Raw genomic sequence first — 23,513 nt, forward strand, 5'->3', positions numbered from 1 at the left:
ACCCCGCCCGGATTTTGCCGGATGGCGGCGCAAACCCTTCATCCGGCCTACGAATTGTTGCCAGGCAGGATAAGCGTAGCGCCATCCGGCGTTCTACGGTCTGACGGGATTAGCCCGCCATTTGTTTTTCGCGGATCTCAGCCAGCGTTTTGCAGTCGATGCACAGATCGGCTGTTGGACGCGCTTCCAGACGGCGAATACCAATTTCGACACCGCAGGATTCGCAGTAGCCAAAATCTTCGTCTTCCACTTTCTTCAGCGTTTTCTCGATCTTTTTGATCAGTTTGCGCTCACGGTCGCGGTTACGCAGCTCAAGGCTAAATTCTTCTTCCTGCGCGGCACGGTCAACCGGATCAGGGAAGTTAGCCGCTTCGTCCTGCATATGAGTCACAGTGCGATCGACTTCATCCCTGAGTTGATTACGCCATGCTTCAAGAATACGCTTGAAGTGCGACAGCTGGGCTTCGTTCATATACTCTTCGCCCGGTTTCTCCTGGTACGGCTCCACCCCAGCGATGGCGAGAATACTCAGGGACGATGTTTTACGGTTTTGCCCTTCTTGCATGTTGCTTCTCCTTAACACGCACTATCGATCCCCATTGTCGGGGGAAAAATCAGGTCGCTATAAATAGCAGATGCTTTTCAGGATAGCAATTATCTAAACGTAACACTTGACAACCCTGTGAGGAAAAGCGTATTTGCGTACGCGACCAGAATACTAATTAACCGATTGTTTACGCCATTATAAAGTCATGGGTAACGGTTCTTTTAGAGTCATACCTTCGGCAGAAAGTTCGGCTTTATAAACCAGAATTTCTACCCCCTTTAGCTGTGCTTCAATCAATAGTTGCGCATATTTTGCATCGATATGCCGCGCGGGTGAAAACCGTGTAATGGCTGAATGCAGCACCGCGAATAACACCACGGCGCGATGGCCTTCAGCCGCTACGCTCATCAGTTCCCGAAGGTGTTTTTGTCCCCGTAAGGTGACGGCATCGGGAAAATAACCATACTCTTGTTCCGCTAATGTGACCGATTTCACTTCAATATAGCAGTCGGGTCGGGAATCTGCCTGTAACATGAAATCAATACGGCTGCGTTCCGCGCCGTATTTTACTTCGCTTTTTAACAGGCTGTAGCCTGAAAGTTCTGAAAGCTGCTCATTCTGAATCGCTTCCTTCGTTAATCTGTTTGCCCACAGGGTGTTAACGCAGATAAGTGCGCCTGTCCGGGTTTGCGTTAATTCCCAGGTGTGCGGATATTTGCGTTTAGTATTTTCTGATGTCGAATACCAGACGGTATCGCCCGGCGTGGCGCATCCGGTCATCGCACCGGTATTTGGGCAGTGTAACGTTAATTCCGTGCCGTCCGGCGTAATGACATCGGCTAAAAAACGTTTGTAGCGCTGAATTAAGGTGGCGCGCTGCAATGGCGGAGAGAACTGCATGTGATTTCCTTAAAGCCTGCTTTGCAGACTATTTTATTCGGCAAGCGTCCAGCGCTGTAGTTGTGTGTAACGTGTGCGGCCGCGTTCGAACGACGAGGCATAAAGCGCAAATTCATTGACCGGAAACGACCAGCAAAAACCCGGCGCTGGAATGGCGACCGCATGGCTGGCGTCGCGCAGCAGCGTAATATGCGGATGAAAAGGCTGCGGGCTTTGATAACAACCGCTACGCGCCGCCTGGGCACGTAACATGTTCGCCAGTTGCAGCAGCCCGCGCGGCGGCTGTCGCATCCCCAGCCAGACGACCCGCGAACGTAGCCACTGGCCCGCGTCATCCAGCCTGAGCGTAAAGCTCGGCTGACGGATGCGTCCGGCAAGCTGTGATAACGCCTGTTGCTTGCTCGCGCTCACCTCGCCTAAAAACGCCAGCGTCAGGTGCAAATTCGCTGCGGCGACCGGCCTGCCGTCGTCCGGGGAAAAATGACCGGCGCGCCAGGCGATGATCTGCTCACGAACCTCGTCGGGCAATTCAATGGCAAAGAACAGCCTTTTCGGCTCAGACATGATGGGTACTCGGTTATGAATTAACGCGATGCTACAATGCAGCGCGAAGAATGTTAACCCTCTGGAGCCATTTGTGACGTCGTTGCCCGTTGCCGCCGTACTGCCCGAATTACTTGCCGCGCTTGAAAGCGCGCCCCAGGTTTTGCTCACCGCCCCAACCGGCGCGGGGAAATCGACCTGGCTGCCGTTGCAGTTTCTGACGCATAAAGGCATTCAGGGGCGAATTATCCTGCTGGAGCCGCGCCGCCTGGCGGCACGCAATGTGGCGCAGCGGCTGGCGGAACTCCTGAACGAGAAGCCTGGCGAAACGGTCGGTTATCGGATGCGCGCGCAAAGCTGTGTTGGCCCGCAGACGCGGCTTGAAGTGGTGACGGAAGGGGTGTTGACAAGAATGATCCAGCGCGATCCCGAGCTGAGCGGCGTCGGGCTGGTGATCCTTGATGAATTTCATGAGCGTAGTTTGCAGGCGGATCTGGCGCTGGCCCTGCTGCTGGACGTGCAGCAAGGGCTGCGTGACGATCTGAAACTGCTGATCATGTCTGCGACGCTGGACAACGGGAAGCTGCAACAGCGCCTTCCTGATGCGCCGCAGGTGGTGTCTGAGGGGCGTGCCTGGCCCGTTGAGCGTCGCTACCAGTCACTTCCGGCCCAACTGCGTTTTGATGAGGCGGTGGCCATCGCCACGGCAGATTTGCTGCGTCACGAAACCGGCTCTCTGCTGCTGTTTTTACCGGGCGTTGGGGAAATTCTGCGCGTACAGGAACACCTGGCCGCGCGCGTGGCGGATGATGTGCTGTTATGCCCGCTGTATGGCGCGTTGTCTCTGGAGGCGCAGCGTAAAGCGATACTGCCTGCGCCGCGCGGGATGCGCAAAGTCGTGCTGGCGACCAATATTGCCGAAACCAGTTTAACCATCGAGGGTATCCGTCTGGTGGTGGACAGCGCGCAGGAGCGCGTGGCGCGCTATGACGTGCGAACCGGCCTGACGCGGCTGATTACCCAGCGCGTCAGCCAGGCCTCCATGACGCAGCGAGCCGGACGCGCCGGGCGTCTGGAACCGGGCGTGTGTGTTCACCTGCTGGCGAAAGAGCAGGCGGAAAGGGCGGCGGCGCAAAGCGAGCCGGAGATTTTACAAAGCGATCTGTCCGGTTTATTGCTGGAGCTGCTGCAATGGGGATGCAGCGATCCCGCGCAGCTAAACTGGCTGGACCTTCCCCCGTCTACCAACGTGCAGGCAGCCCGGCGGCTGTTGCAGATGCTGAATGCGCTGGATGGCGAGCGGCTGAGCGCGACGGGGCAGAAAATGGCGCGGCTTGGCAACGACCCCCGTCTGGCGGCGATGCTGGTCAGCGCCGGCAATGACAGTGAAAAGGCGACAGCGGCGAAACTGGCGGCGATTCTGGAGGAGCCGCCGCGCGCGGGCAATACCGACCTCAGCGTGGCGTTTTCGCGCCAGCAACCGGGCTGGCAGCAGCGTAGCCAGCAGCTCCTGAAACGGCTCAACGGGCGAGGCGGCGAAGTGGACGGCACGATGCTGGCGCCGCTGCTTGCGCAGGCGTTTGCCGATCGTATCGCGCGTCGACGCGGTCAGGAAGGGCGCTATCAACTGGCGAATGGCATGGGCGCGGTGCTCGACGCCGATGATGCGCTGGGTCGCCATGAGTGGCTTATCGCACCGTTGCTGTTGCAGGGGAGCGCGTCGCCGGATGCCCGTATTCTGCTGGCTTTACCGCTGGATATTGAGGCGCTTATTCAGGCATGTCCGGCGCTGTTGCAGCAGTCCGACACGGTAGAGTGGGACGACGCGCAGGGAACGTTAAAGGCGCTGCGCCGAATGCGTATCGGGCAACTGACGGTAAAAGTTCAGCCGCTGGCTAAGCCTTCGGAAGAGGAACTGCACCAGGCGATGCTCAATGGCATTCGCGATAAAGGGCTAAGTGTGCTCAACTGGACGCCGGAGGCTGAACAGTTCCGCCTGCGTCTGCTGCGCGCGGCGCAATGGTTGCCGGAGTACGACTGGCCCGCCGTTGATGACGCTTCTCTTCTGGCGACGCTGGAAAGCTGGCTGCTGCCGCATATGACGGGCGTTCATACGCTGCGCGCCCTGAAAGCCCTGAATATTACCCAGGCGTTACGCGGCCTGCTGGACTGGTCTATGCTGCAACGTCTGGATAGTGAGCTGCCCGCGCATTACACTGTGCCGACGGGAAGCCGGATAGCCATTCGTTATCACGAAGATAACCCGCCAGCGCTGGCGGTCAGAATGCAGGAGATGTTTGGCGAAGCGAATACGCCTGCTATCGCGCAGGGGCGCGTGCCGCTGGTGCTGGAGTTGCTCTCACCGGCTCAACGCCCGCTACAGATTACGCGCGATTTAAGCGCGTTCTGGCAGGGAGCGTACCGCGAGGTACAAAAAGAGATGAAAGGGCGTTATCCCAAACATGTCTGGCCGGACGATCCGGCGAATACCGCGCCAACGCGGCGCACGAAGAAGTATTCATGACTGCCGGATGGCGCTGTGCTTATCAGGCCTGCTCGCTCAAATGTAGGCCGGATAAGGCGAAGCCGCCATCCGGCGTAAACATGGCAGAAAATTGAGAGATTTCTTCTTCTGTCGACTGACGGAAGAACAGAGAATCGGGCCTTTGCGCCTGTATGTTGCGGAGAAAAAGCATGGCCGGGAATGACCGCGAGCCAATTGGACGCAAAGGGAAACCACCGCGTCCGGTGAAACAAAAGGTAAGCCGTCGTCGACTCAGAGATGAAGAGTACGACGACGATTATGATGATGACTATGAGGATGAAGAACCGATGCCGCGTAACGGTAAGGGCAAAGGGCGTAAGCCTCGTGGCAAGCGTGGCTGGCTCTGGCTACTGCTAAAACTGTCGATTGTTTTTGTCGTGCTGATTGCGATCTACGGCGTCTATCTGGATCAAAAAATCCGTAGCCGTATTGATGGCAAAGTCTGGCAGCTTCCTGCGGCGGTATATGGCCGGATGGTTAACCTTGAGCCGGAAATGCCCGTCAGCAAGAATGAAATGGTGAAATTGCTGGAGGCCACCCAGTACCGTCAGGTGACGAAAATGACGCGTCCCGGCGAGTTTACCGTGCAGGCGAACAGCATCGAGATGATCCGCCGTCCGTTTGACTTCCCGGACAGCAAAGAAGGGCAGGTGCGTGCGCGTCTGACCTTTGACGGCGGCCATCTGGATACGATCGTGAATATGGATAACAACCGTCAGTTTGGTTTCTTCCGTCTCGATCCGCGCCTGATCACCATGCTCTCTTCGCCGAACGGCGAACAGCGCCTGTTCGTGCCGCGCAGCGGTTTCCCGGATCTGCTGGTGGATACGCTGCTGGCGACGGAAGACCGTCATTTCTATGAGCACGATGGCGTTAGCCTGTATTCCATCGGTCGTGCGGTGCTGGCGAACCTTACCGCCGGGCGCACGGTTCAGGGGGCGAGTACGCTGACGCAACAGCTGGTGAAAAACCTGTTCCTCACCAGCGAGCGCTCCTATTGGCGTAAAGCGAACGAAGCTTACATGGCGCTGCTGATGGATGCGCGCTACAGCAAGGACAGGATCCTTGAGCTGTACATGAACGAAGTCTATCTCGGCCAGAGCGGCGATAACGAGATTCGCGGCTTCCCGCTGGCGAGCCTGTACTACTTTGGCCGCCCGGTCGAAGAGTTGAGTCTCGATCAGCAGGCGCTGCTGGTGGGGATGGTGAAAGGGGCGTCAATCTACAACCCGTGGCGTAACCCGAAACTGGCGCTGGAGCGTCGTAATCTGGTACTGCGTCTGCTGCAACAACAGCAGGTGATCGACCAGGAGCTGTACGACATGCTGAGCGCGCGTCCGCTGGGCGTGCAGCCGCGCGGCGGGGTGATCTCGCCACAGCCAGCCTTTATGCAGATGGTGCGTCAGGAGTTGCAGGCGAAGCTCGGCGACAAAGTGAAAGACCTTTCTGGCGTGAAGATCTTCACCACTTTTGATTCCGTGGCGCAGGATGCGGCTGAAAAAGCGGCCGTTGAGGGCATTCCGGCGCTGAAGAAACAGCGCAATCTGAGCGATCTGGAAACCGCGATTGTGGTGGTAGACCGCTTCAGCGGCGAGGTGCGTGCGATGGTCGGCGGGGCGGAGCCGCAGTTCGCCGGGTACAACCGTGCGATGCAGGCGCGCCGTTCTATCGGCTCTCTGGCAAAACCGGCGACCTATCTGACGGCGTTAAGCCAGCCGAAGCTGTATCGCCTGAACACCTGGATTGCCGACGCGCCGATCGCGCTTCGTCAGCCGAACGGGCAGGTCTGGTCCCCGCAGAATGATGACCGTCGTTACAGCGAAAGTGGCAAAGTGATGCTGGTGGACGCGCTGACGCGCTCCATGAACGTGCCGACGGTGAATCTGGGGATGGCGCTGGGGCTTCCTGCCGTCACCGATACCTGGATGAAGCTGGGCGTGCCGAAAGATCAGCTGCATCCGGTTCCGGCCATGCTGCTGGGGGCGCTGAACCTGACGCCAATCGAAGTGGCGCAAGCGTTCCAGACCATCGCCAGCGGCGGCAACCGGGCGCCGTTGTCAGCATTGCGTTCGGTGATTGCGGAAGACGGTACGGTGCTGTATCAGAGCTTCCCGCAGGCTGAGCGCGCGGTTCCGGCGCAGGCGGCGTATATGACGTTATGGACGATGCAGCAGGTTGTGCAGCGCGGCACCGGACGTCAGCTGGGTGCGAAGTATCCGGGTCTGCATCTGGCGGGTAAAACCGGGACCACCAACAACAATGTCGATACCTGGTTTGCAGGGATTGATGGCAGCCAGGTGACGATTACCTGGGTGGGTCGCGATAATAACCAGCCGACGAAACTGTACGGCGCCAGCGGCGCGATGTCGATTTATCAGCGTTATCTGGCGAACCAAACGCCAACGCCGCTGACGCTGACGCCGCCGGAAGATGTGGTGGATATGGGCGTTGATTACGACGGTAATTTCGTCTGTAGCGGTGGAATGCGTGCGCTGCCGGTCTGGACGACCGACCCGGACGCGCTGTGCCAGCAGGGCGAAATGATGCAACAGCAGCAGCCGACCGGGAATCCGTTCGATCAGTCTTCTTCGCAGCAACAGCAGCCTCAACAGCAGCAACCGGCGCAGCAGGAGAAGAAAGACAGCGACGGCGTGGCGGGGTGGATCAAGGATATGTTTGGTAGTAACTAACCGTTGCGCCTGATGGCGCTGCGCTTATCAGGCCTACAGAACCAATAAACGCATTGGATCTTGTAGGCCGGATAAGGCGCGCCAGCGCCGCCATCCGGCAAATTTCCGCAGAATAACATTCCAGCCTAAATCATTAACCCTTCCTTTTCATCTGGTTATTTCTTAACCCCTTAGTTTTGATAGGGGCGCGTATTGCTTGCTATCGCGCCAACGTTTCGAATATTATGCTGCGGTCATAAGAATAATTCTCGTTTACGTTATCATTCACTTTTCATTAGAGATATACCAATGGCGCGTCTTAAAACTGCTCAGCCAAACTCTTCGCTGCGTAAAATCGCAGTCGTAGTAGCCACAGCGGTTAGCGGCATGTCTGTCTATGCACAGGCGGCGGTTGAACCGAAAGAAGAAACTATCACCGTAACCGCTGCACCTGCCCAGCAGGAAAGTGCCTGGGGGCCATCACCGACGATTGCGGCCAAACGATCCGCAACCACCACCAAGACCGATACCCCGATTGAGAAAACACCACAGTCTGTTTCGGTGGTGACTCGTGAAGAGATGGATATTCATCAGCCAGGCTCAGTAAAAGAGGCTTTGGCATATACTCCAGGGGCTGCCGCTTCAACACGCGGCGCTTCTACCACCTATGATTTTGTTATTATTCGTGGTTTTTACACGCCAGGCCCAACCCCGAACAATTACCTGGATGGCATCAAATTACAGGGTGACTACTACAGTTCTGCTGTTGTTGATCCCTATATGCTTGAACGTGTGGAATTGATGCGTGGACCGACGTCCGTTCTTTATGGAAAAAGTAATCCGGGCGGCTTGATCTCTATGGTAAGCAAAAGCCCGACGTCAGAGCCTTTAAAAGAAATTCAATTTAAAATGGGAACAGACAATCTGTTCCAGACTGGTTTTGATTTCAGCGATTCTCTGGATGATGATGGCGTCTATTCTTATCGCTTAACAGGGCTTGCTCGCTCAAACGATGAGCAACAGGATTTTGCGAAGCAGAAGCGTTATGCCATTGCTCCCGTGTTTAGCTGGAAACCGGATGAGAAAACAAACCTGACACTGCGTGCAAATATCCAGAATGAACCTTCAACGGGTTTTTATGGCTGGTTGCCGAAAGAGGGGACGGTAGAACCCTTACCTGACGGTTCTCGTATTCCAGTAAGTTTTACCGATGCTGCTCCTAACAATACCTATTCTCGCTACCAAAGAATGGTCGGGTATAGCTTTGAGCACAGTTTCGATGACACATTTACCGTGCGCCAAAATTTACGTTATAGCCAAATTAAGACATCTCAGCAAACAGTGTACGGTTTTGGTGCTGTTGGCAACCAACTGACCCGACAGAGTATTGTCGCGAATGAAAACTATAATGATTTTGGTGTAGATACACAGTTGGAAAGCAAGTTTGCTACAGGTGATGTGGCGCATACTCTGCTGACGGGTGTTGACTATTCTCGTCTGCGTAACGATATCGACAACGCTTATGGTACAGCGCCTCCGTTAGATATGAATAATCCTGTATATGAGGATGTCGTGTTCCCGGATGCGAAACCTTTCCAGTTAAATACTCAACATCAGACTGGCCTGTATGTTCAGGATCAACTGGAATGGGATAAATGGGTTGCAACTCTGGGAGGGCGCTATGATTGGTCTGAGCAGGCAACAACAATTCGTTCCAGCAACCAGAAAGTTGAACGTAACGATGAGCAATTTACCTGGCGTGCCGGGATAAATTATCTCTTCGATAATGGCATTACGCCATATTTCAGTTACAGCGAGTCTTTCGAACCGAACCCGTCTAAAGCCTGGGCTGCTACACCTGCGGACAACGTTGCTTATGCTCCCTCTAAAGGTAAGCAATATGAAGCTGGTGTGAAATATGTGCCGAAAGATCTGCCTGTTGTAGTCACTGCTGCTGTCTATGAACTGACCAAAACGAACAATCTGACTTCTGATCCAAGTAATCCGTTTGCTCAGGTTCCGGCAGGTGAAGTGCGTTCACGTGGCGTTGAGTTAGAAGCGAAAGCGGCAGTTAATGCGAACATTAATATGACAGCGTCTTATACGTATACGGATGCTGAATATACGGAAGACACAACGCTGAAAGGCAAAACCCCTGTTCAGGTGCCGAAACATATGGCTTCGCTTTGGGGCGACTATACCTTTTACGAAGGTTACCTTTCTGGCTTAACGCTGGGGACTGGTGGCCGTTTAGTTGGCTCCAGCTATGGCGATCCGGAGAACTCCTTTAAGGTCGGTAGTTCAACTGTGATGGATGCAGTTGTGAAATACGATCTGGCTCGTTTGGGGATGGCGGGTTCCAGTGTTGCAGTAAATGTAACAAACTTGCTTGATCGTGAATATGTCTCCAGCTGTTTTGCTACCTATGGCTGCTTCTGGGGCGCGGAGCGTCAGGTCGTTGCAACCGCAACCTTCCGTTTCTAATTTCTCTCTGGGCACGGTTCGCCGTGCCCGCTTTACAAGTTGGCCGCTATGCAGGAAAACATAACCCGTCCCGACACGACTTTCGCCCTACGTAATGTCTCCTTTCGTGTGCCTGGCCGCACGCTTCTGCATCCTCTTTCGCTGACCTTTCCGGTGGGTAAAGTTACCGGGCTTATTGGTCACAACGGTTCAGGTAAATCAACCTTACTGAAAATGCTGGGGCGGCATCAACCGCCGTCGGAAGGCGACGTGTTGCTCGACGATCAGCCGTTGAACAGCTGGAACAGTAAAGCGTTTGCCCGCAAGGTCGCCTATCTGCCGCAGCAGCTTCCGCAGGCGGAAGGGATGACGGTGCGCGAGCTAGTGGCGATTGGGCGTTATCCGTGGCACGGCGCGCTGGGTCGTTTTGGCGTAACCGACAGAGAAAAAGTGGAAGAGGCGATTACGCTGGTGGGACTAAAACCACTGGCGCACCGTCTGGTGGACAGCCTCTCCGGTGGGGAACGTCAGCGGGCGTGGATCGCCATGCTGGTGGCTCAGGATAGCCGCTGTCTGCTACTCGATGAACCCACCTCCGCGCTGGATATCGCGCATCAGGTTGATGTGCTGGCGCTGGTGCACCGCTTAAGCCAGCAGCGTGGGCTGACGGTGATTGCCGTTTTGCACGATATCAACATGGCGGCCCGCTACTGTGATTATCTGGTGGCGCTGCGCGGTGGCGAAATGATTGCCCAGGGAACGCCAGCAGAGTTGATGCGTGGTGAAACGCTGGAGCTGATTTATGGCATCCCGATGGGCATTTTGCCGCATCCGGCTGGCGCCGCACCCGTGAGTTTTGTCTATTAATGAGCGGCTTACATTCTATTACCCGACGTCGATTGTTAACGGCGATGGCGCTTTCTCCTCTGCTCTGGCAAATGGGGCAAGCCCGGGCCGCAACCGTCGATCCTCATCGTATTGTCGCCCTGGAATGGTTGCCGGTAGAGTTGCTGTTAGCGCTCGGCATCATGCCTTACGGTGTGGCGGATATTCCCAATTATCGCCTGTGGGTTAACGAGCCCGCATTGCCGGAGTCGGTCATTGACGTTGGGCTGCGTACCGAACCTAATCTGGAACTGCTGACCGAAATGAAGCCCTCATTTATGGTCTGGTCGGCAGGCTATGGCCCTTCGCCTGAAAAGCTGGCGCGTATCGCGCCGGGGCGCGGTTTTAGCTTCAGCGACGGCAAAAAACCGTTAGCGGTAGCGCGTCAGTCGTTAATTGAAATGGCGCAACTGCTTAATCTTGAGTCTGCGGCCAGCCGCCATCTGGCGGAATACGATAGCTTTATCGACAGCCAGAAACCGCGCTTTGCCCGGCGTGGCGACCGGCCTCTGCTGCTGATGACGTTGCTCGATCCGCGCCATATGCTGGTTTTCGGCCCGAACTGCTTATTCCAGGAGACGCTGGACGCGTTCGGCATTCGCAATGCCTGGCAGGGGGAAACCAATTTCTGGGGCAGCACTGCGGTTGGTATCGACCGGCTGGCGGCCTATAAAGACGCTGACGTCCTCTGTTTTGATCACGGCAATAACCCGGATATGGCTGCGCTGATGGCGACGCCGCTGTGGCAGGCGATGCCGTTTGTGCGCGCCGGACGTTTTCAGCGCGTGCCTGCCGTCTGGTTTTATGGCGCGACGCTGTCGAGCATGCGTTTCGTGCGCATTCTGGATAATGCGCTGGGAGGTAAAGCGTGAGCCGACGTATTGCGCTATTTCCGGCGTTGCTGCTGGCGGTGTTATTTATCGCCGCTGCCTGGCTGACCTGGTTTAACTTCTCCATCGCATTGCCGCGCAGCCAGTGGCAGCAAGCGTTCTGGTCGCCGGATATCGACAGCATTGAGCAAATGATTTTCCACTATAGCCTGCTACCACGCCTGGCGATCGCCTTGCTGGTCGGGGCCGGACTTGGGCTGGTGGGCGTATTGTTCCAGCAGGTGCTGCGTAACCCGCTGGCGGAGCCAACGACGCTCGGCGTGGCGACAGGGGCGCAGCTCGGGATTACTGTAACGACGCTATGGGCGATTCCCGGCGCGATGGCCACGCAATTTGCGGCGCTGGCAGGCGCGTGCGTGGTGGGGGCGCTGGTGTTTGGCGTCGCCTGGGGAAAACGCCTGTCACCGGTTACGCTGATTCTCGCCGGTCTGGTGGTGAGCCTGTATTGCGGGGCGATTAACCAGCTGATGGTGATTTTCCACCACGACCAGTTGCAAAGCATGTTCCTGTGGAGCACCGGAACGCTGACGCAAACCGACTGGAGCGGGGTGCAGAGGCTGTGGCCGCAGCTGCTGGGCGGCGTGATGCTCACCTTGCTATTGCTGCGTCCGATGACCCTGATGGGGCTGGATGACGGCGTGGCGCGCAATCTGGGGCTGGCCTTGTCGCTGGCGCGTCTGGCGGCTTTATCGCTGGCGATCGTGCTCAGCGCGATGCTGGTTAACGCCGTTGGGATTATCGGCTTTATCGGCCTGTTCGCCCCGCTGCTGGCGAAAATGCTTGGCGCGCGTCGCTTACTGGCGCGCCTGATGCTGGCGCCGCTGATTGGCGCGCTGATCCTCTGGCTTTCCGATCAGACCATTTTGTGGCTGACCCGCGTCTGGATGGAGGTCTCCACGGGTTCCGTGACGGCGCTGATTGGCGCGCCGCTGTTGCTGTGGCTGCTGCCGCGTCTGCGCAGCATGAGCGCTCCGGCAATGAACGCCAATGACCGCGTAGCGGCGGAACGCCAGCATGTGTTGAGTTTTGCGCTGGCAGGCGGTGTCGTGCTGCTGTTAGCGGTGTTCGTGGCGCTCTCTTTTGGCCGTGACGCGCACGGCTGGAACTGGGCGAGCGGCGCGCTGCTGGATGAACTGATGCCCTGGCGCTGGCCGCGTATTCTGGCGGCATTGATTGCGGGCGTGATGCTGGCGGTAGCGGGGTGCATTATTCAACGCCTGACCGGAAACCCGATGGCCAGCCCGGAAGTGCTGGGGATCAGCTCCGGCGCGGCGTTCGGCGTGGTGCTGATGCTGTTCCTGGTGCCGGGTAACGCCTTTGGCTGGCTGCTGCCTGCCGGGAGCATTGGCGCGGCGGCGACGTTGCTGATCATCATGGTCGCGGCAGGACGCGGGGGCTTTTCTCCGCACCGTATGCTGCTGGCGGGGATGGCGCTCAGTACGGCGTTTACGATGCTGTTGATGATGTTACAGGCGAGCGGCGATCCGCGCATGGCGGGAGTGCTGACCTGGATCTCCGGTTCGACCTACAACGCGTCGGAAGAACAGGTGGTACGCACCGGCATTGTGATGGTGATTCTGCTGGCGATTACGCCGCTGTGTCGTCGCTGGTTAACCATTTTACCGCTGGGCGGCGAGACGGCGCGGGCGGTGGGTATCGCGTTGACGCCATCGCGTGTTGGGCTGTTGTTGCTGGCGGCCTGTCTGACGGCGACCGCGACGATGACCATTGGGCCGCTGAGCTTCGTCGGGCTGATGGCGCCGCATATCGCGCGGATGCTCGGTTTTCGCCGCACGATGCCGCATATGATTATGTCGGCGCTGGCGGGGGGAATACTGCTGGTTTTCGCCGACTGGTGCGGCAGAATGGTGTTGTTCCCGTATCAGATCCCGGCGGGATTGCTCTCGACGTTTATCGGCGCGCCGTATTTTATTTATCTGTTACGTAAGCAGAGCCGGTAATGGTGCCTTATCCGGCCTACGGTGCCATATGTAGGCCGGGTAAGCGTAAGCGCCACCCGGCAATGACGATTTACAGCTTCGCAAATACCCGACGCGCGGCATCAATGGTTTTGTTGATATCGTCCATGCTGTGCGCCACGGACATAAAGCCTGCCTCGAAGGCGGACGGCGCCAGGTAAACGCCTTCATCCAGCATCATGTGGAAGAAACGTTTGAAGCGCTCAACGTCGCATGCCATTACATCCTGATAGCAGTTTACGGATTCCGCGTCGGTAAAGAAGATGCCGAACATACCGCCGACGTGATTCACCACCAGTGGAATATTGGCTTCCTGCGCGGCGTCCAGCAGGCCTTCTGCCAGGCGGGTCGTCAGTTCGTCCAGCGTCTCGTGAATCCCCGGCTGGGCGACTTCGGTCAGGCAGGCGAAACCCGCCGCCATGGCAATCGGGTTGCCGGAAAGCGTTCCCGCCTGGTAAACCGGGCCAGTCGGCGCCAGTGCGTCCATCACATCGCGGCGTCCGCCAAATGCGCCTACCGGCATACCGCCGCCGATGATTTTTCCCAGACAGGTCAGATCCGGCACTACGCCGTAATAATCCTGTGCGCCCGCCAGCGCCACGCGGAAACCGGTCATCACTTCGTCGATGATCAGCAGTGCGCCGAATTCGTCGCACAGGGCGCGCAGGCCCGGCAGGAATTCCGGCAGCGGAGGGATGCAGTTCATATTGCCCGCCACCGGCTCGACGATAATACAGGCAATCTCTTGCGGATATTGCTCGAACGCCGCGCGTACAGAAGCCAGATCGTTATAGATGCAGGTCAGGGTATGTCTGGCGAAATCAGCCGGAACGCCCGGTGAGTTCGGCTGGCCCAGCGTCAGTGCGCCGGAACCCGCTTTCACCAGCAGGCAGTCGGCGTGGCCGTGGTAGCAGCCTTCAAATTTGATGATCTTGTCGCGACCGGTGAAGCCGCGCGCCAGGCGAATCGCACTCATTGTGGCTTCGGTGCCGGAGTTCACCATCCGCACCATGTCCATAGTCGGCACCAGTTCGGTGACCAGCTCCGCCATTTTAACTTCCATCTCGGTCGGCGCGCCGAAGCTCAGCCCGCGCGCAGCGGCTTCAATCACTGCATTACGGATGGCGGGGTGGTTATGGCCCAGCACCATCGGACCCCAGGAGCCGACGTAATCGATGTACGCTTTGCCATCGACATCATACAGATACGCGCCGTCTGCTTTTTCGATAAACAGCGGGGTGCCGCCCACGCCAGTGAAGGCGCGAACAGGGGAGTTGACGCCGCCGGGGATAAGCTCGCGCGCTGCGCTGTAGAGGTTTTCAGACTTGCTCATGGATGGGATTCCTGGTTCGTAGAAAAAGTGAATGCCCTTTATTCTAAGTTATTCACAGAAGGTTATGAACATTTTGCGCATTTGAAACATGACGATTTACAGGGGATTTTCCCGAAACAGGCGGGTACAATGCCGCTTCTGTATTTGTATTACCAATTAATGATCATCTGATGAACACAGACACTCCCACTTTCGAAGCACAGCAAGTTGTGCGCTTACGGCGCGGGGATCTGATCCGCAGACTACTTCAGCGGGATAAAACGCCGCTGGCCATCTTATTAACGGCGGCGGTGGTCGGCACCGTCACGGGTCTTATTGGCGTCGCGTTTGAGAAAGCCGTGACCTGGGTGCAAAACTTACGTATCGGCGCGCTCGTTCAGACGGCCGATTACGCGATTCTGGTCTGGCCGCTGGCCTTTATCCTCTCTGCGCTGCTGGCGATGGTCGGTTATTTTCTGGTGCGTAAGTTTGCGCCGGAAGCCGGTGGGTCGGGCATCCCGGAAATAGAAGGCGCGCTGGAAGAGTTGCGTCCTGTCCGCTGGTGGCGCGTGCTGCCGGTGAAATTTGTGGGCGGTATGGGAACGCTGGGCGCTGGCATGGTGCTGGGGCGGGAAGGGCCGACGGTACAAATCGGGGGCAATATCGGGCGAATGGTGCTGGATCTCTTCCGTATGCGTAGCGCTGAGGCGCGTCACACCTTACTGGCAACCGGCGCGGCCGCAGGGTTATCGGCAGCCTTTAACGCGCCGCTGGCGGGGATCTTATTTATCATCGAAGAGATGCGCCCGCAGTTTCGTTACAATTTAATTTCGATCAAAGCCGTGTTTACGGGCGTGATCATGTCGAGCATTGTGTTTCGTATTTTTAACGGTGAAGCGCCGATTATTGAGGTCGGGAAGCTCTCAAACGCACCAGTTAATACGCTATGGTTATATTTAATCCTCGGCATGATTTTTGGCTGCGTCGGGCCGCTGTTCAATCACCTGGTATTACGCACTCAGGATATGTTCCAGCGTTTTCACGGCGGCGAAATCAAAAAGTGGGTTCTGATGGGCGGCGCGATCGGCGGCCTGTGCGGTATTCTCGGCTTAATTGAGCCGGAAGCGGCGGGCGGTGGGTTTAATTTGATCCCCATTGCGGCGGCGGGGAATTACAGCGTAGCTCTGCTGCTGTTTATTTTTATTGCCCGCATCCTTACCACGCTGCTTTGTTTCTCATCCGGTGCGCCGGGCGGAATTTTTGCGCCAATGCTGGCGCTGGGGACGTTGCTCGGCACCGCATTTGGTATGGCGGCTGCGGCGTGTTTTCCGCAGTACCATCTGGAGGCCGGAACATTCGCGATTGCCGGAATGGGCGCGTTGCTGGCGGCGTCGGTGCGTGCGCCTTTAACGGGAATCGTGTTAGTGCTGGAGATGACCGATAACTATCAGCTCATTTTGCCAATGATTATTACCTGTCTTGGCGCAACACTATTAGCACAATTTATGGGCGGAAAACCGCTATACTCCACCATCCTTGCGCGCACGCTGGCGAAACAGGATGCGGAGCAGGCGGCAAAAAGCCAGCGGTCGGTCGCTGGTGAGAATACTTGAATGAAATACCAGGGTATTAGATAATGCCATAACGATTGGGTTATAATTTGCCCAATTGCCAATGTCGTTTGGAGCAAAAAATGAGTGATGACGTAGCGCTGCCACTGCAATTTACTGAAGCAGCAGCCAAGAAAGTAAAAAGCCTGATCGCTGACGAAGATAACCCGAATCTGAAACTGCGCGTGTATATCACCGGCGGTGGTTGCAGCGGTTTCCAGTACGGTTTTACCTTTGATGATCAGGTGAACGAAGGTGATATGACCATCGAGAAGCAGGGTGTTGGCCTGGTGGTTGACCCGATGAGCCTGCAATATCTGGTAGGCGGCGCTGTCGATTACACCGAAGGTCTGGAAGGTTCCCGCTTTGTGGTCACCAACCCGAATGCGAAAAGCACCTGCGGGTGTGGTTCGTCCTTTAGTATCTGATGTATTGCCGGATGGCGACGCAGGGCGTCTTATCCGGCCTACGGTGCGTGTTGCTGCGTTCCTGAATGTAGGCCCGATAAGCGTCAGCGCCATCGGGCAGTGAAATCAACGCCCGTTCTCATCCAGAGCAAACGTCGGTAATTTTAAATGCCAACGAATTGCGGCCAGACGAATCATTAACGTCACAACCATCCCCATCATACTGGCGCTTTCCAGCGGCACGGAAAAGGTATAAAACGCCGTCGCATGCACGATGCCGCCGATAATACAGGCCGTGGCATAAATCTCCGTGCGTAAGATCATCGGCACTTCACGCGCCAGCACGTCGCGGATAATCCCGCCGCCGACGCCGGTAATCACGCCCATACAGATGGCGACCAGCGGGCCTGTTTCAGCAAGGAACGCCTTATTGACGCCGATACCGACGAACACCGCGAGGCCGACGGCATCCAGCACGGGAAGCATCCATTTAGGCAATCGTCTCGGCTGGCGCACCAGCAAAATGGTGAGCATGCTGGTGACCATCGCCACCACCAGGTCGGTCGGATCTTTGACCCAAAAGACGGGCCCGTTATCCAGCGCCATATCGCGGATTGTCCCGCCGCCCACTGCGGTCACGACGCCCAATACCAGTACGCCAAACGGGTCCATACGCAACTTTCCGGCCAGCAATACGCCAGAGATAGCAAAGACAGCTGTGCCTACAATATCCAGCCAATAGACGAGCATTATCGAATCCCCACTGAGAACCTGACTGCGCAGGTTCTATTCTACTTGTGAAAGCGCATTACAGAGTTGTTTTGCGGCGAGGATGATACGCGGGCTCGCGCGTTCAAACCAGTCACCATTCAGCGGTATAACCGGGATTTTTAGCTGATTTTGCCAGTATTGTTCGATTTTAGGAATTTCGCCCGCATCGCCGGTAACGACAATCGCCTGCGGATGTCGGGCCAGCACCTGCTCGCGGCTGACCTGCGGCCAGGGGACGCGACTGCCCGCAAAAATATTTTCTCCGCCGCAGACCTCCAGAACCTGGTTCTGGATGGAGCCTTTTCCGCTGGTGAATAACGGATTCGCGCCAAACTGGAGAAAAACGCGTTTTTTCGGTTTATCAGCGTACTGCGATTTTAGCGCGGCATACTCGTCCAGCAGCGTTTGCGCCGCGCGTCTGGCTTTTTCTGGCTCAGGACTCCATGCGGCAAGCTGGCGCAGTGCGTCGGCGACCTGCTCAATGGTTACGGCATCCACCCACATGATTTTAATGCCCAGGGACGCCAGCTGGTTAACCTGCCGTTCAGCATTGCCCCCTCGCCAGGCGATGACCAGATCGGGTTTGAGCGCCACAATACGTTCCAGATTCATCCCTTGCCAGGTGGAGACTTCTTCGATGTTTTTCGCTTGCGGGGGATAGTCGGAATAACTGCTGACGCCAACGGGCGTGATCCCTGCGGCAAAGGCAAGTTCGGTGTTGGAAGGGGAGAGGGAAACGACGCGCGGTGCGGCACAAAGCCACAGCGGAAGGGCTAAAAGCAGGGCGGCCAGCGCCCTGGGGAATAATTTAGCCATGCGCCAGTTTCTGCACCAGCGTTTCAACCATCAGACTGGACTGCTTCGCGGCTACGGCCAGGAATTCGTCAAAGCTGAGGTGGGATTGCTGATCGGCCACATCAGAGATGGCGCGAACCACCACGAAAGGCACGTTGAAGTTATGGCAGACATGCGCGATCGCGGTCGCTTCCATTTCCACGGCAATCGCCTGCGGGAAATTGTGGCGGATTTTCGCCAGGCCCACGGAGCCGTTAATGAAAGCGTCGCCGCTGACGATCAGTCCGCGAACCGCATTCAGGTTGAGTTTTGCGATGCAGGATTCCGCCGCCGCGATCAGCGCGTCGTCGGCTTTAAAACCTGCCGGGCAGCCAGGAAGCTGACCAAATTCATAACCAAACGCGGTAACGTCGGCGTCGTGATAACGCGCTTCATCGGAAACGACGATATCGCCGACTGTCAGCGTCGGGGCCAGACCGCCAGCGGAACCGGTATTAATAATGACATCCGGCTTGCAACGTTCCAGCAGCAACGTTGCGCCCAGCGCCGCCGCGACTTTACCGATGCCGGATTTCAGCAGCGCAATCTCGGTCCCGTTCAGTTGGCCGGTGTAAATTTCACAACCGCCCAGGGTGATCGTCTGACGGTTTTCGATTTTGTCACGCAGCAGCGTAACTTCTTCTTCCATTGCACCAATGATGCCGATTTTCATAGATTTACTCGCGATAAGCCAGATTTGAGGGCATAGTCTATCATGCGCTTAAGGGGAAGCGCATTTCTCAGGCGGGAGAGGACATGGCACAGATCGATTTCCGAAATAAAATTAACTGGCATCGTCGTTATCGTTCACCGCAGGGTGTGAAGACCGAACATGAGATCCTGCGGATCTTTGAAAGCGATCGTGGACGCATCATCAATTCCCCGGCGATCCGTCGGCTTCAGCAAAAAACGCAGGTCTTTCCACTGGAGCGTAACGCCGCCGTTCGGACGCGGTTGACGCATTCTATGGAGGTGCAGCAGGTCGGGCGTTATATCGCGAAAGAGATCCTGAGCCGGTTAAAAGAGTTAAAGCTGCTGGAACAATACGGTCTGGATGAACTGACCGGCCCCTTTGAGAGCATTGTGGAAATGTCCTGCCTGATGCATGACATTGGCAATCCGCCGTTTGGTCATTTCGGCGAGGCGGCGATCAATGACTGGTTTCGCCAGCGCCTGCACCCGGCGGATGCGGAAAGCCAGCCGCTTAGCGACGATCGCTGCGCGGTGGCGGCGCTGCGTCTGCGTGAAGGCGAGGAGTCTTTGAATGATATTCGTCGCAAGGTGCGCCAGGATTTATGTCATTTCGAGGGCAACGCGCAGGGCATCCGCCTGGTGCATACATTAATGCGCATGAATCTGACCTGGGCGCAGGTGGGCGGCATTTTAAAATACACTCGCCCGGCATGGTGGCGAGGAGAAACGCCCGCGACGCACCGTTATTTAATGAAAAAGCCGGGGTATTATCTCTCTGAAGCGCCGTATATTGAGAGGTTACGTAAAGAACTTGCGTTAGCGCCTTACAGCCGTTTCCCATTAACATGGATTATGGAGGCCGCCGATGATATCTCTTATTGCGTGGCCGATCTGGAAGATGCCGTCGAGAAAAGAATCTTCAGCGTTGAGCAGTTATATCACCATCTTTACGAAGCATGGGGCCACCATGAAAAAGGGTCGCTGTTTACTCAGGTTGTTGAGAATGCCTGGGAAAAGTCTCGCTCAAATTCGCTAAGTCGCAGTACGGAAGATCAGTTCTTTATGTATTTACGCGTGAATACGCTAAATAAACTGGTGCCCTACGCGGCTCAGCGTTTTATTGATAACTTGCCGCAAATCTTTGACGGCAGTTTCAATCATGCGCTGCTGGAAGACGCCAGCAGCTTCAGCCAGTTGCTTGAGTTATATAAAAATGTGGCGATAAAACATGTGTTTAGCCACCCGGATGTTGAACAACTGGAATTACAGGGCTACCGCGTCATCAGCGGGTTATTAGAAATTTACCAACCGTTATTACGTATGTCCCTGGTCGATTTCAGGGAACTGGTTGAAAAAGAGCGGGTGAAGCGCTTTCCAATAGAATCTCGTTTATTCCAGAAGCTCTCTACGCGCCATCGCCTGGCTTACGTGGAGGCCGTCAGTAAATTATCGCCGGAGGCGCCGGAGTACCCCACGCTGGAATATTATTATCGCTGCCGTTTGATCCAGGATTATATCAGCGGGATGACGGATCTGTACGCCTGGGATGAATACCGGCGTCTGATGGCGGTTGAATAATAAATACGCTTTTGTAAAGATGAACAATAAATTTTTACTTTTTCCAGAAACTTTATTCTGGAACTTCGCGCTATAAAACGAATCTGACGTACACAGCAATTTTGCGTTATCTGTTAATCGAGATTGAAACACATGAAAAAAACCACATTAGCAATGAGTGCACTGGCTCTGAGTTTAGGTTTGGCGCTGTCCCCCCTGTCTGCAACGGCGGCTGAGACGGCGTCTTCGGCAACGACTGCCCAGCAGATGCCAAGTCTGGCACCGATGCTCGAAAAAGTGATGCCATCGGTGGTGAGTATCAACGTGGAAGGTAGCACAACCGTCAACACGCCGCGCATGCCGCGTAATTTCCAGCAGTTCTTTGGCGATGATTCGCCATTCTGCCAGGACGGTTCGCCGTTCCAGAGTTCTCCGTTCTGCCAGGGCGGGGGTCAGGGCGGCGGTCAGCAACAGAAATTTATGGCGCTGGGCTCCGGCGTCATTATTGATGCCGCAAAAGGTTATGTCGTCACCAACAACCATGTGGTGGATAACGCGACGGTCATCAAAGTTCAACTGAGCGATGGCCGTAAATTTGACGCCAAGGTCGTCGGTAAAGATCCGCGCTCTGATATCGCGCTGGTTCAAATTCAGGACCCGAAAAATCTGACGGCCATTAAGCTGGCGGATTCCGACGCGCTGCGCGTGGGGGATTATACCGTCGCTATCGGCAACCCGTTTGGTCTGGGCGAAACGGTGACTTCCGGTATCGTCTCCGCACTGGGCCGTAGCGGTCTGAACGCGGAAAACTACGAAAACTTTATCCAGACGGATGCCGCCATCAACCGTGGTAACTCCGGTGGCGCGCTGGTGAACCTGAACGGTGAACTGATCGGGATTAACACCGCGATTCTTGCGCCGGACGGCGGCAACATCGGTATTGGTTTTGCTATCCCCAGCAACATGGTGAAAAACCTGACCTCCCAGATGGTGGAGTATGGCCAGGTTAAACGCGGTGAGTTGGGTATCATGGGGACGGAGCTAAACTCGGAACTGGCGAAGGCGATGAAAGTTGATGCCCAGCGCGGCGCGTTTGTCAGCCAGGTGATGGCGAACTCTTCTGCGGCGAAAGCCGGTATTAAAGCCGGGGATGTGATCACGTCCCTGAACGGTAAGCCGATCAGCAGCTTTGCCGCGCTGCGCGCCCAGGTGGGTACGATGCCGGTAGGCAGCAAAATCAGCCTTGGTCTGCTGCGTGATGGCAAGCCGGTGACTGTCAACCTGGAACTGCAACAGAGCAGCCAGAATCAGGTTGATTCCAGCTCCATCTTCAATGGTATTGAAGGCGCGGAAATGAGCAACAAAGGCCAGGATAAAGGCGTTGTTGTCAGCAACGTGAAGCCGAATACGCCGGCTGCGCAGATTGGCCTGAAGAAAGGGGATGTAATTGTGGGAGCCAACCAGCAGGCGATTAAGAACATCGCTGAGCTGCGTAAAATCCTCGACAGCAAACCTTCTGTTCTGGCGCTGAATATTCAGCGTGGCGATAGCACCATCTATCTGCTGATGCAGTAATTTCCTCTCTTGCCCTTTTCCTGTCCGGGAAAAGGGCATTTCTCACATTCTGTGAGGCCCCCCACAACTCCATACTTCTCTGCTTTAGTTTGTGCAGATGCACAATGATGCAGGTTAGCATCTTCCCTATGCTTGAGCTCTGCTCACAGGAGGGGATTATGGCTGGCTGGCATCTTGATACCAAAATGGCACAGGATATTGTGGCGCGCACAATGCGCATCATCGATACCAATATCAACGTAATGGATGCCCGTGGGCGTATTATCGGTAGCGGCGATCGGGAGCGCATTGGTGAATTGCACGAAGGCGCGCTGTTGGTGCTGTCGCAGGGGCGCGTGGTCGATATTGATGATGCGGTGGCGCGGCATCTCCACGGCGTGCGCCAGGGGATCAACCTGCCGTTGCGCCTGGAAGGGGAGATCGTCGGCGTTATTGGTTTAACCGGTGAGCCGCAACACCTGCGAAAATACGGTGAGCTGGTCTGTATGACGGCCGAAATGATGCTGGAGCAGTCGCGGCTGATGCATCTGCTGGCCCAGGACAGCCGTCTGCGTGAAGAACTGGTGATGAACCTGATTCAGGCCGAGGAAAATACGCCAGCGTTGACGGAGTGGGCGCAGCGGCTGGGTATCGACCTGAACCAACCGCGTGTGGCTGCCGTGGTCGAAGTGGACAGCGGGCAGCTTGGCGTTGACAGCGCGATGGAGGAGTTGCAGCAGCTGCAAAATGCGTTAACGACGCCTGAACGCAACAATTTGATTGCTATCGTTTCTTTGACGGAAATGGTTGTGCTGAAACCGGCGCTGAATCAGTTTGGGCGCTGGGATGCGGACGATCATCGCAAGCGTATTGAGCAGTTGATTGCCCGGATGAAAGAGAACGGGCAATTGCGCTTTCGGGTCGCACTGGGGAACTATTTTACCGGCCCGGGCAGTATCGCCCGCTCCTGGCGCACTGCGCGTACCACCATGATGGTGGGCAAGCAGCGTATGCCGGAGCAACGCAGCTACTTTTACCAGGATTTGATGCTGCCAGTGCTGCTGGACAGCCTGCGTGGTGGCTGGCAGGCCAATGAGCTGGCACGCCCGCTCTCAAAGCTGAAGGCGATGGATAATAACGGGCTGTTACGCCGGACGCTGGCCGCGTGGTTTCGCCATAACGTGCAGCCGCTGGCAACGTCGAAGGCGCTCTTTATTCACCGTAATACGCTGGAATACCGTCTGAACCGCATCTCTGAGTTGACGGGGCTGGATTTGGGCAATTTTGACGATCGGCTGTTGCTGTATGTCGCGCTGCAACTGGACGAGCAGCATTGATTGCCTGATGGCGCGAC

The 23,513-nt window shown here is 56.2% G+C and carries 18 protein-coding genes and 1 pseudogene; 12 read left to right on the forward strand and 7 right to left on the reverse strand.

Annotated features, from left to right (window positions below; all coding sequences use genetic code 11):
- Positions 1-109: 109 nt before the first annotated feature.
- The 3 genes from dksA to thpR all read right to left on the reverse strand — a co-directional run bounded on the left by dksA (position 110) and on the right by thpR (position 2,011).
- Positions 110-565, reverse strand: a complete 456-nt coding sequence (gene dksA / locus OGX75_RS20930) for an RNA polymerase-binding protein DksA (RefSeq protein ID WP_001155232.1) — start codon at positions 563-565, stop codon at positions 110-112.
- Between the two features lie 177 nt (positions 566-742).
- A complete protein-coding gene (gene sfsA / locus OGX75_RS20935; protein ID WP_012134013.1) occupies positions 743-1,447 on the reverse strand; it encodes a DNA/RNA nuclease SfsA in 705 nt (234 codons plus the stop codon).
- 33 nt (positions 1,448-1,480) lie between these two features.
- Positions 1,481-2,011: an RNA 2',3'-cyclic phosphodiesterase gene (gene thpR, locus OGX75_RS20940; RefSeq protein ID WP_012134012.1), complete on the reverse strand. Its 531-nt coding sequence runs from the start codon at positions 2,009-2,011 to the stop codon at positions 1,481-1,483.
- 73 nt (positions 2,012-2,084) lie between these two features.
- Here thpR and hrpB point away from each other — a divergent pair, with 73 nt between their 5' ends.
- The 6 genes from hrpB (at position 2,085) to fhuB (ending at position 13,403) form a co-directional block, all read left to right on the forward strand.
- Positions 2,085-4,514 carry an ATP-dependent helicase HrpB gene (gene hrpB, locus OGX75_RS20945; RefSeq protein ID WP_286451561.1) on the forward strand — a complete coding sequence of 810 codons (2,430 nt, stop codon included), beginning with the start codon at positions 2,085-2,087 and terminating at the stop codon, positions 4,512-4,514.
- 170 nt (positions 4,515-4,684) lie between these two features.
- Positions 4,685-7,225, forward strand: a complete 2,541-nt coding sequence (mrcB, locus tag OGX75_RS20950) for a bifunctional glycosyl transferase/transpeptidase (protein ID WP_012134009.1) — start codon at positions 4,685-4,687, stop codon at positions 7,223-7,225.
- A 288-nt stretch (positions 7,226-7,513) separates the two neighbouring features.
- Complete coding sequence (gene fhuA / locus OGX75_RS20955) at positions 7,514-9,688, forward strand: ferrichrome porin FhuA (RefSeq protein ID WP_071257599.1); 2,175 nt, start codon at positions 7,514-7,516, stop codon at positions 9,686-9,688.
- 48 nt (positions 9,689-9,736) lie between these two features.
- On the forward strand, positions 9,737-10,534 hold the full coding sequence (gene fhuC, locus OGX75_RS20960; RefSeq protein ID WP_012134007.1) for a Fe3+-hydroxamate ABC transporter ATP-binding protein FhuC: 798 nt from the start codon (positions 9,737-9,739) through the stop codon (positions 10,532-10,534).
- Positions 10,534-11,424 (forward strand): Fe(3+)-hydroxamate ABC transporter substrate-binding protein FhuD, encoded by an 891-nt coding sequence (fhuD, locus tag OGX75_RS20965; RefSeq protein WP_024130692.1) that lies wholly within the window; start codon positions 10,534-10,536, stop codon positions 11,422-11,424. Before fhuC ends, fhuD begins: the two co-directional genes overlap by 1 nt.
- The gene (fhuB, locus tag OGX75_RS20970; RefSeq protein ID WP_012134005.1) at positions 11,421-13,403 is read left to right on the forward strand and encodes a Fe(3+)-hydroxamate ABC transporter permease FhuB; all 1,983 of its coding nucleotides are present in this window, start codon (positions 11,421-11,423) and stop codon (positions 13,401-13,403) included. The genes fhuD and fhuB overlap by 4 nt, the downstream gene beginning before the upstream one ends.
- A gap of 70 nt (positions 13,404-13,473) precedes the next feature.
- On the opposite strand, the gene hemL is transcribed toward fhuB, so the two are convergent.
- The gene (hemL, locus tag OGX75_RS20975; RefSeq protein ID WP_286451562.1) at positions 13,474-14,754 is read right to left on the reverse strand and encodes a glutamate-1-semialdehyde 2,1-aminomutase; all 1,281 of its coding nucleotides are present in this window, start codon (positions 14,752-14,754) and stop codon (positions 13,474-13,476) included.
- Positions 14,755-14,924: 170 nt separating this feature from the next.
- Between hemL and clcA the strand changes: the two genes are divergently transcribed.
- The 3 genes and pseudogenes from clcA (at position 14,925) to erpA (ending at position 16,771) form a co-directional block, all read left to right on the forward strand.
- A complete protein-coding gene (gene clcA, locus OGX75_RS20980) occupies positions 14,925-16,346 on the forward strand; it encodes a H(+)/Cl(-) exchange transporter ClcA (protein WP_286451563.1) in 1,422 nt (473 codons plus the stop codon).
- A 28-nt stretch (positions 16,347-16,374) separates the two neighbouring features.
- Positions 16,375-16,434 (forward strand): annotated as a pseudogene (yadW, locus tag OGX75_RS20985) (small protein YadW).
- The gene (gene erpA, locus OGX75_RS20990; RefSeq protein ID WP_012134001.1) at positions 16,427-16,771 is read left to right on the forward strand and encodes an iron-sulfur cluster insertion protein ErpA; all 345 of its coding nucleotides are present in this window, start codon (positions 16,427-16,429) and stop codon (positions 16,769-16,771) included. Before yadW ends, erpA begins: the two are co-directional and overlap by 8 nt.
- A gap of 105 nt (positions 16,772-16,876) precedes the next feature.
- On the opposite strand, the gene OGX75_RS20995 is transcribed toward erpA, so the two are convergent.
- From OGX75_RS20995 to mtnN, 3 genes are read right to left on the reverse strand one after another with little or no spacing between them, the layout of a single operon-like run.
- Positions 16,877-17,500: a TRIC cation channel family protein gene (locus OGX75_RS20995; RefSeq protein ID WP_012134000.1), complete on the reverse strand. Its 624-nt coding sequence runs from the start codon at positions 17,498-17,500 to the stop codon at positions 16,877-16,879.
- Positions 17,501-17,536: 36 nt separating this feature from the next.
- On the reverse strand, positions 17,537-18,337 hold the full coding sequence (btuF, locus tag OGX75_RS21000) for a vitamin B12 ABC transporter substrate-binding protein BtuF (protein ID WP_199976526.1): 801 nt from the start codon (positions 18,335-18,337) through the stop codon (positions 17,537-17,539).
- Positions 18,330-19,028 (reverse strand): 5'-methylthioadenosine/S-adenosylhomocysteine nucleosidase, encoded by a 699-nt coding sequence (gene mtnN / locus OGX75_RS21005; protein WP_012133998.1) that lies wholly within the window; start codon positions 19,026-19,028, stop codon positions 18,330-18,332. Before mtnN ends, btuF begins: the two co-directional genes overlap by 8 nt.
- 83 nt (positions 19,029-19,111) lie before the next feature.
- Here mtnN and dgt point away from each other — a divergent pair, with 83 nt between their 5' ends.
- The 3 genes from dgt (at position 19,112) to cdaR (ending at position 23,496) form a co-directional block, all read left to right on the forward strand.
- Positions 19,112-20,626 (forward strand): dGTPase, encoded by a 1,515-nt coding sequence (gene dgt / locus OGX75_RS21010; RefSeq protein WP_012133997.1) that lies wholly within the window; start codon positions 19,112-19,114, stop codon positions 20,624-20,626.
- A 132-nt stretch (positions 20,627-20,758) separates the two neighbouring features.
- Positions 20,759-22,180, forward strand: a complete 1,422-nt coding sequence (gene degP / locus OGX75_RS21015; protein WP_012133996.1) for a serine endoprotease DegP — start codon at positions 20,759-20,761, stop codon at positions 22,178-22,180.
- A 158-nt stretch (positions 22,181-22,338) separates the two neighbouring features.
- On the forward strand, positions 22,339-23,496 hold the full coding sequence (gene cdaR / locus OGX75_RS21020) for a DNA-binding transcriptional regulator CdaR (RefSeq protein ID WP_049011619.1): 1,158 nt from the start codon (positions 22,339-22,341) through the stop codon (positions 23,494-23,496).
- Positions 23,497-23,513: the final 17 nt, after the last annotated feature.

The organism is Citrobacter sp. CK199, from assembly GCF_030333285.1.
GTDB classification, from domain to species: Bacteria; Pseudomonadota; Gammaproteobacteria; order Enterobacterales; family Enterobacteriaceae; genus Citrobacter_B; species Citrobacter_B koseri.

Bases quoted from the DNA above. Each gene is read 5' to 3' on its own strand.
- dksA (WP_001155232.1), bottom strand. From the start codon at position 565: ATGCAAGAAGGGCAAAACCGTAAAACATCGTCCCTGAGTATTCTCGCC.
- sfsA (WP_012134013.1), bottom strand. From the start codon at position 1,447: ATGCAGTTCTCTCCGCCATTGCAGCGCGCCACCTTAATTCAGCGCTAC.
- thpR (WP_012134012.1), bottom strand. From the start codon at position 2,011: ATGTCTGAGCCGAAAAGGCTGTTCTTTGCCATTGAATTGCCCGACGAG.
- mrcB (WP_012134009.1), top strand. From the start codon at position 4,685: ATGGCCGGGAATGACCGCGAGCCAATTGGACGCAAAGGGAAACCACCG.
- fhuA (WP_071257599.1), top strand. From the start codon at position 7,514: ATGGCGCGTCTTAAAACTGCTCAGCCAAACTCTTCGCTGCGTAAAATC.
- fhuC (WP_012134007.1), top strand. From the start codon at position 9,737: ATGCAGGAAAACATAACCCGTCCCGACACGACTTTCGCCCTACGTAAT.
- fhuD (WP_024130692.1), top strand. From the start codon at position 10,534: ATGAGCGGCTTACATTCTATTACCCGACGTCGATTGTTAACGGCGATG.
- hemL (WP_286451562.1), bottom strand. From the start codon at position 14,754: ATGAGCAAGTCTGAAAACCTCTACAGCGCAGCGCGCGAGCTTATCCCC.
- clcA (WP_286451563.1), top strand. From the start codon at position 14,925: ATGAACACAGACACTCCCACTTTCGAAGCACAGCAAGTTGTGCGCTTA.
- erpA (WP_012134001.1), top strand. From the start codon at position 16,427: ATGAGTGATGACGTAGCGCTGCCACTGCAATTTACTGAAGCAGCAGCC.
- OGX75_RS20995 (WP_012134000.1), bottom strand. From the start codon at position 17,500: ATGCTCGTCTATTGGCTGGATATTGTAGGCACAGCTGTCTTTGCTATC.
- btuF (WP_199976526.1), bottom strand. From the start codon at position 18,337: ATGGCTAAATTATTCCCCAGGGCGCTGGCCGCCCTGCTTTTAGCCCTT.
- mtnN (WP_012133998.1), bottom strand. From the start codon at position 19,028: ATGAAAATCGGCATCATTGGTGCAATGGAAGAAGAAGTTACGCTGCTG.
- dgt (WP_012133997.1), top strand. From the start codon at position 19,112: ATGGCACAGATCGATTTCCGAAATAAAATTAACTGGCATCGTCGTTAT.
- degP (WP_012133996.1), top strand. From the start codon at position 20,759: ATGAAAAAAACCACATTAGCAATGAGTGCACTGGCTCTGAGTTTAGGT.
- cdaR (WP_049011619.1), top strand. From the start codon at position 22,339: ATGGCTGGCTGGCATCTTGATACCAAAATGGCACAGGATATTGTGGCG.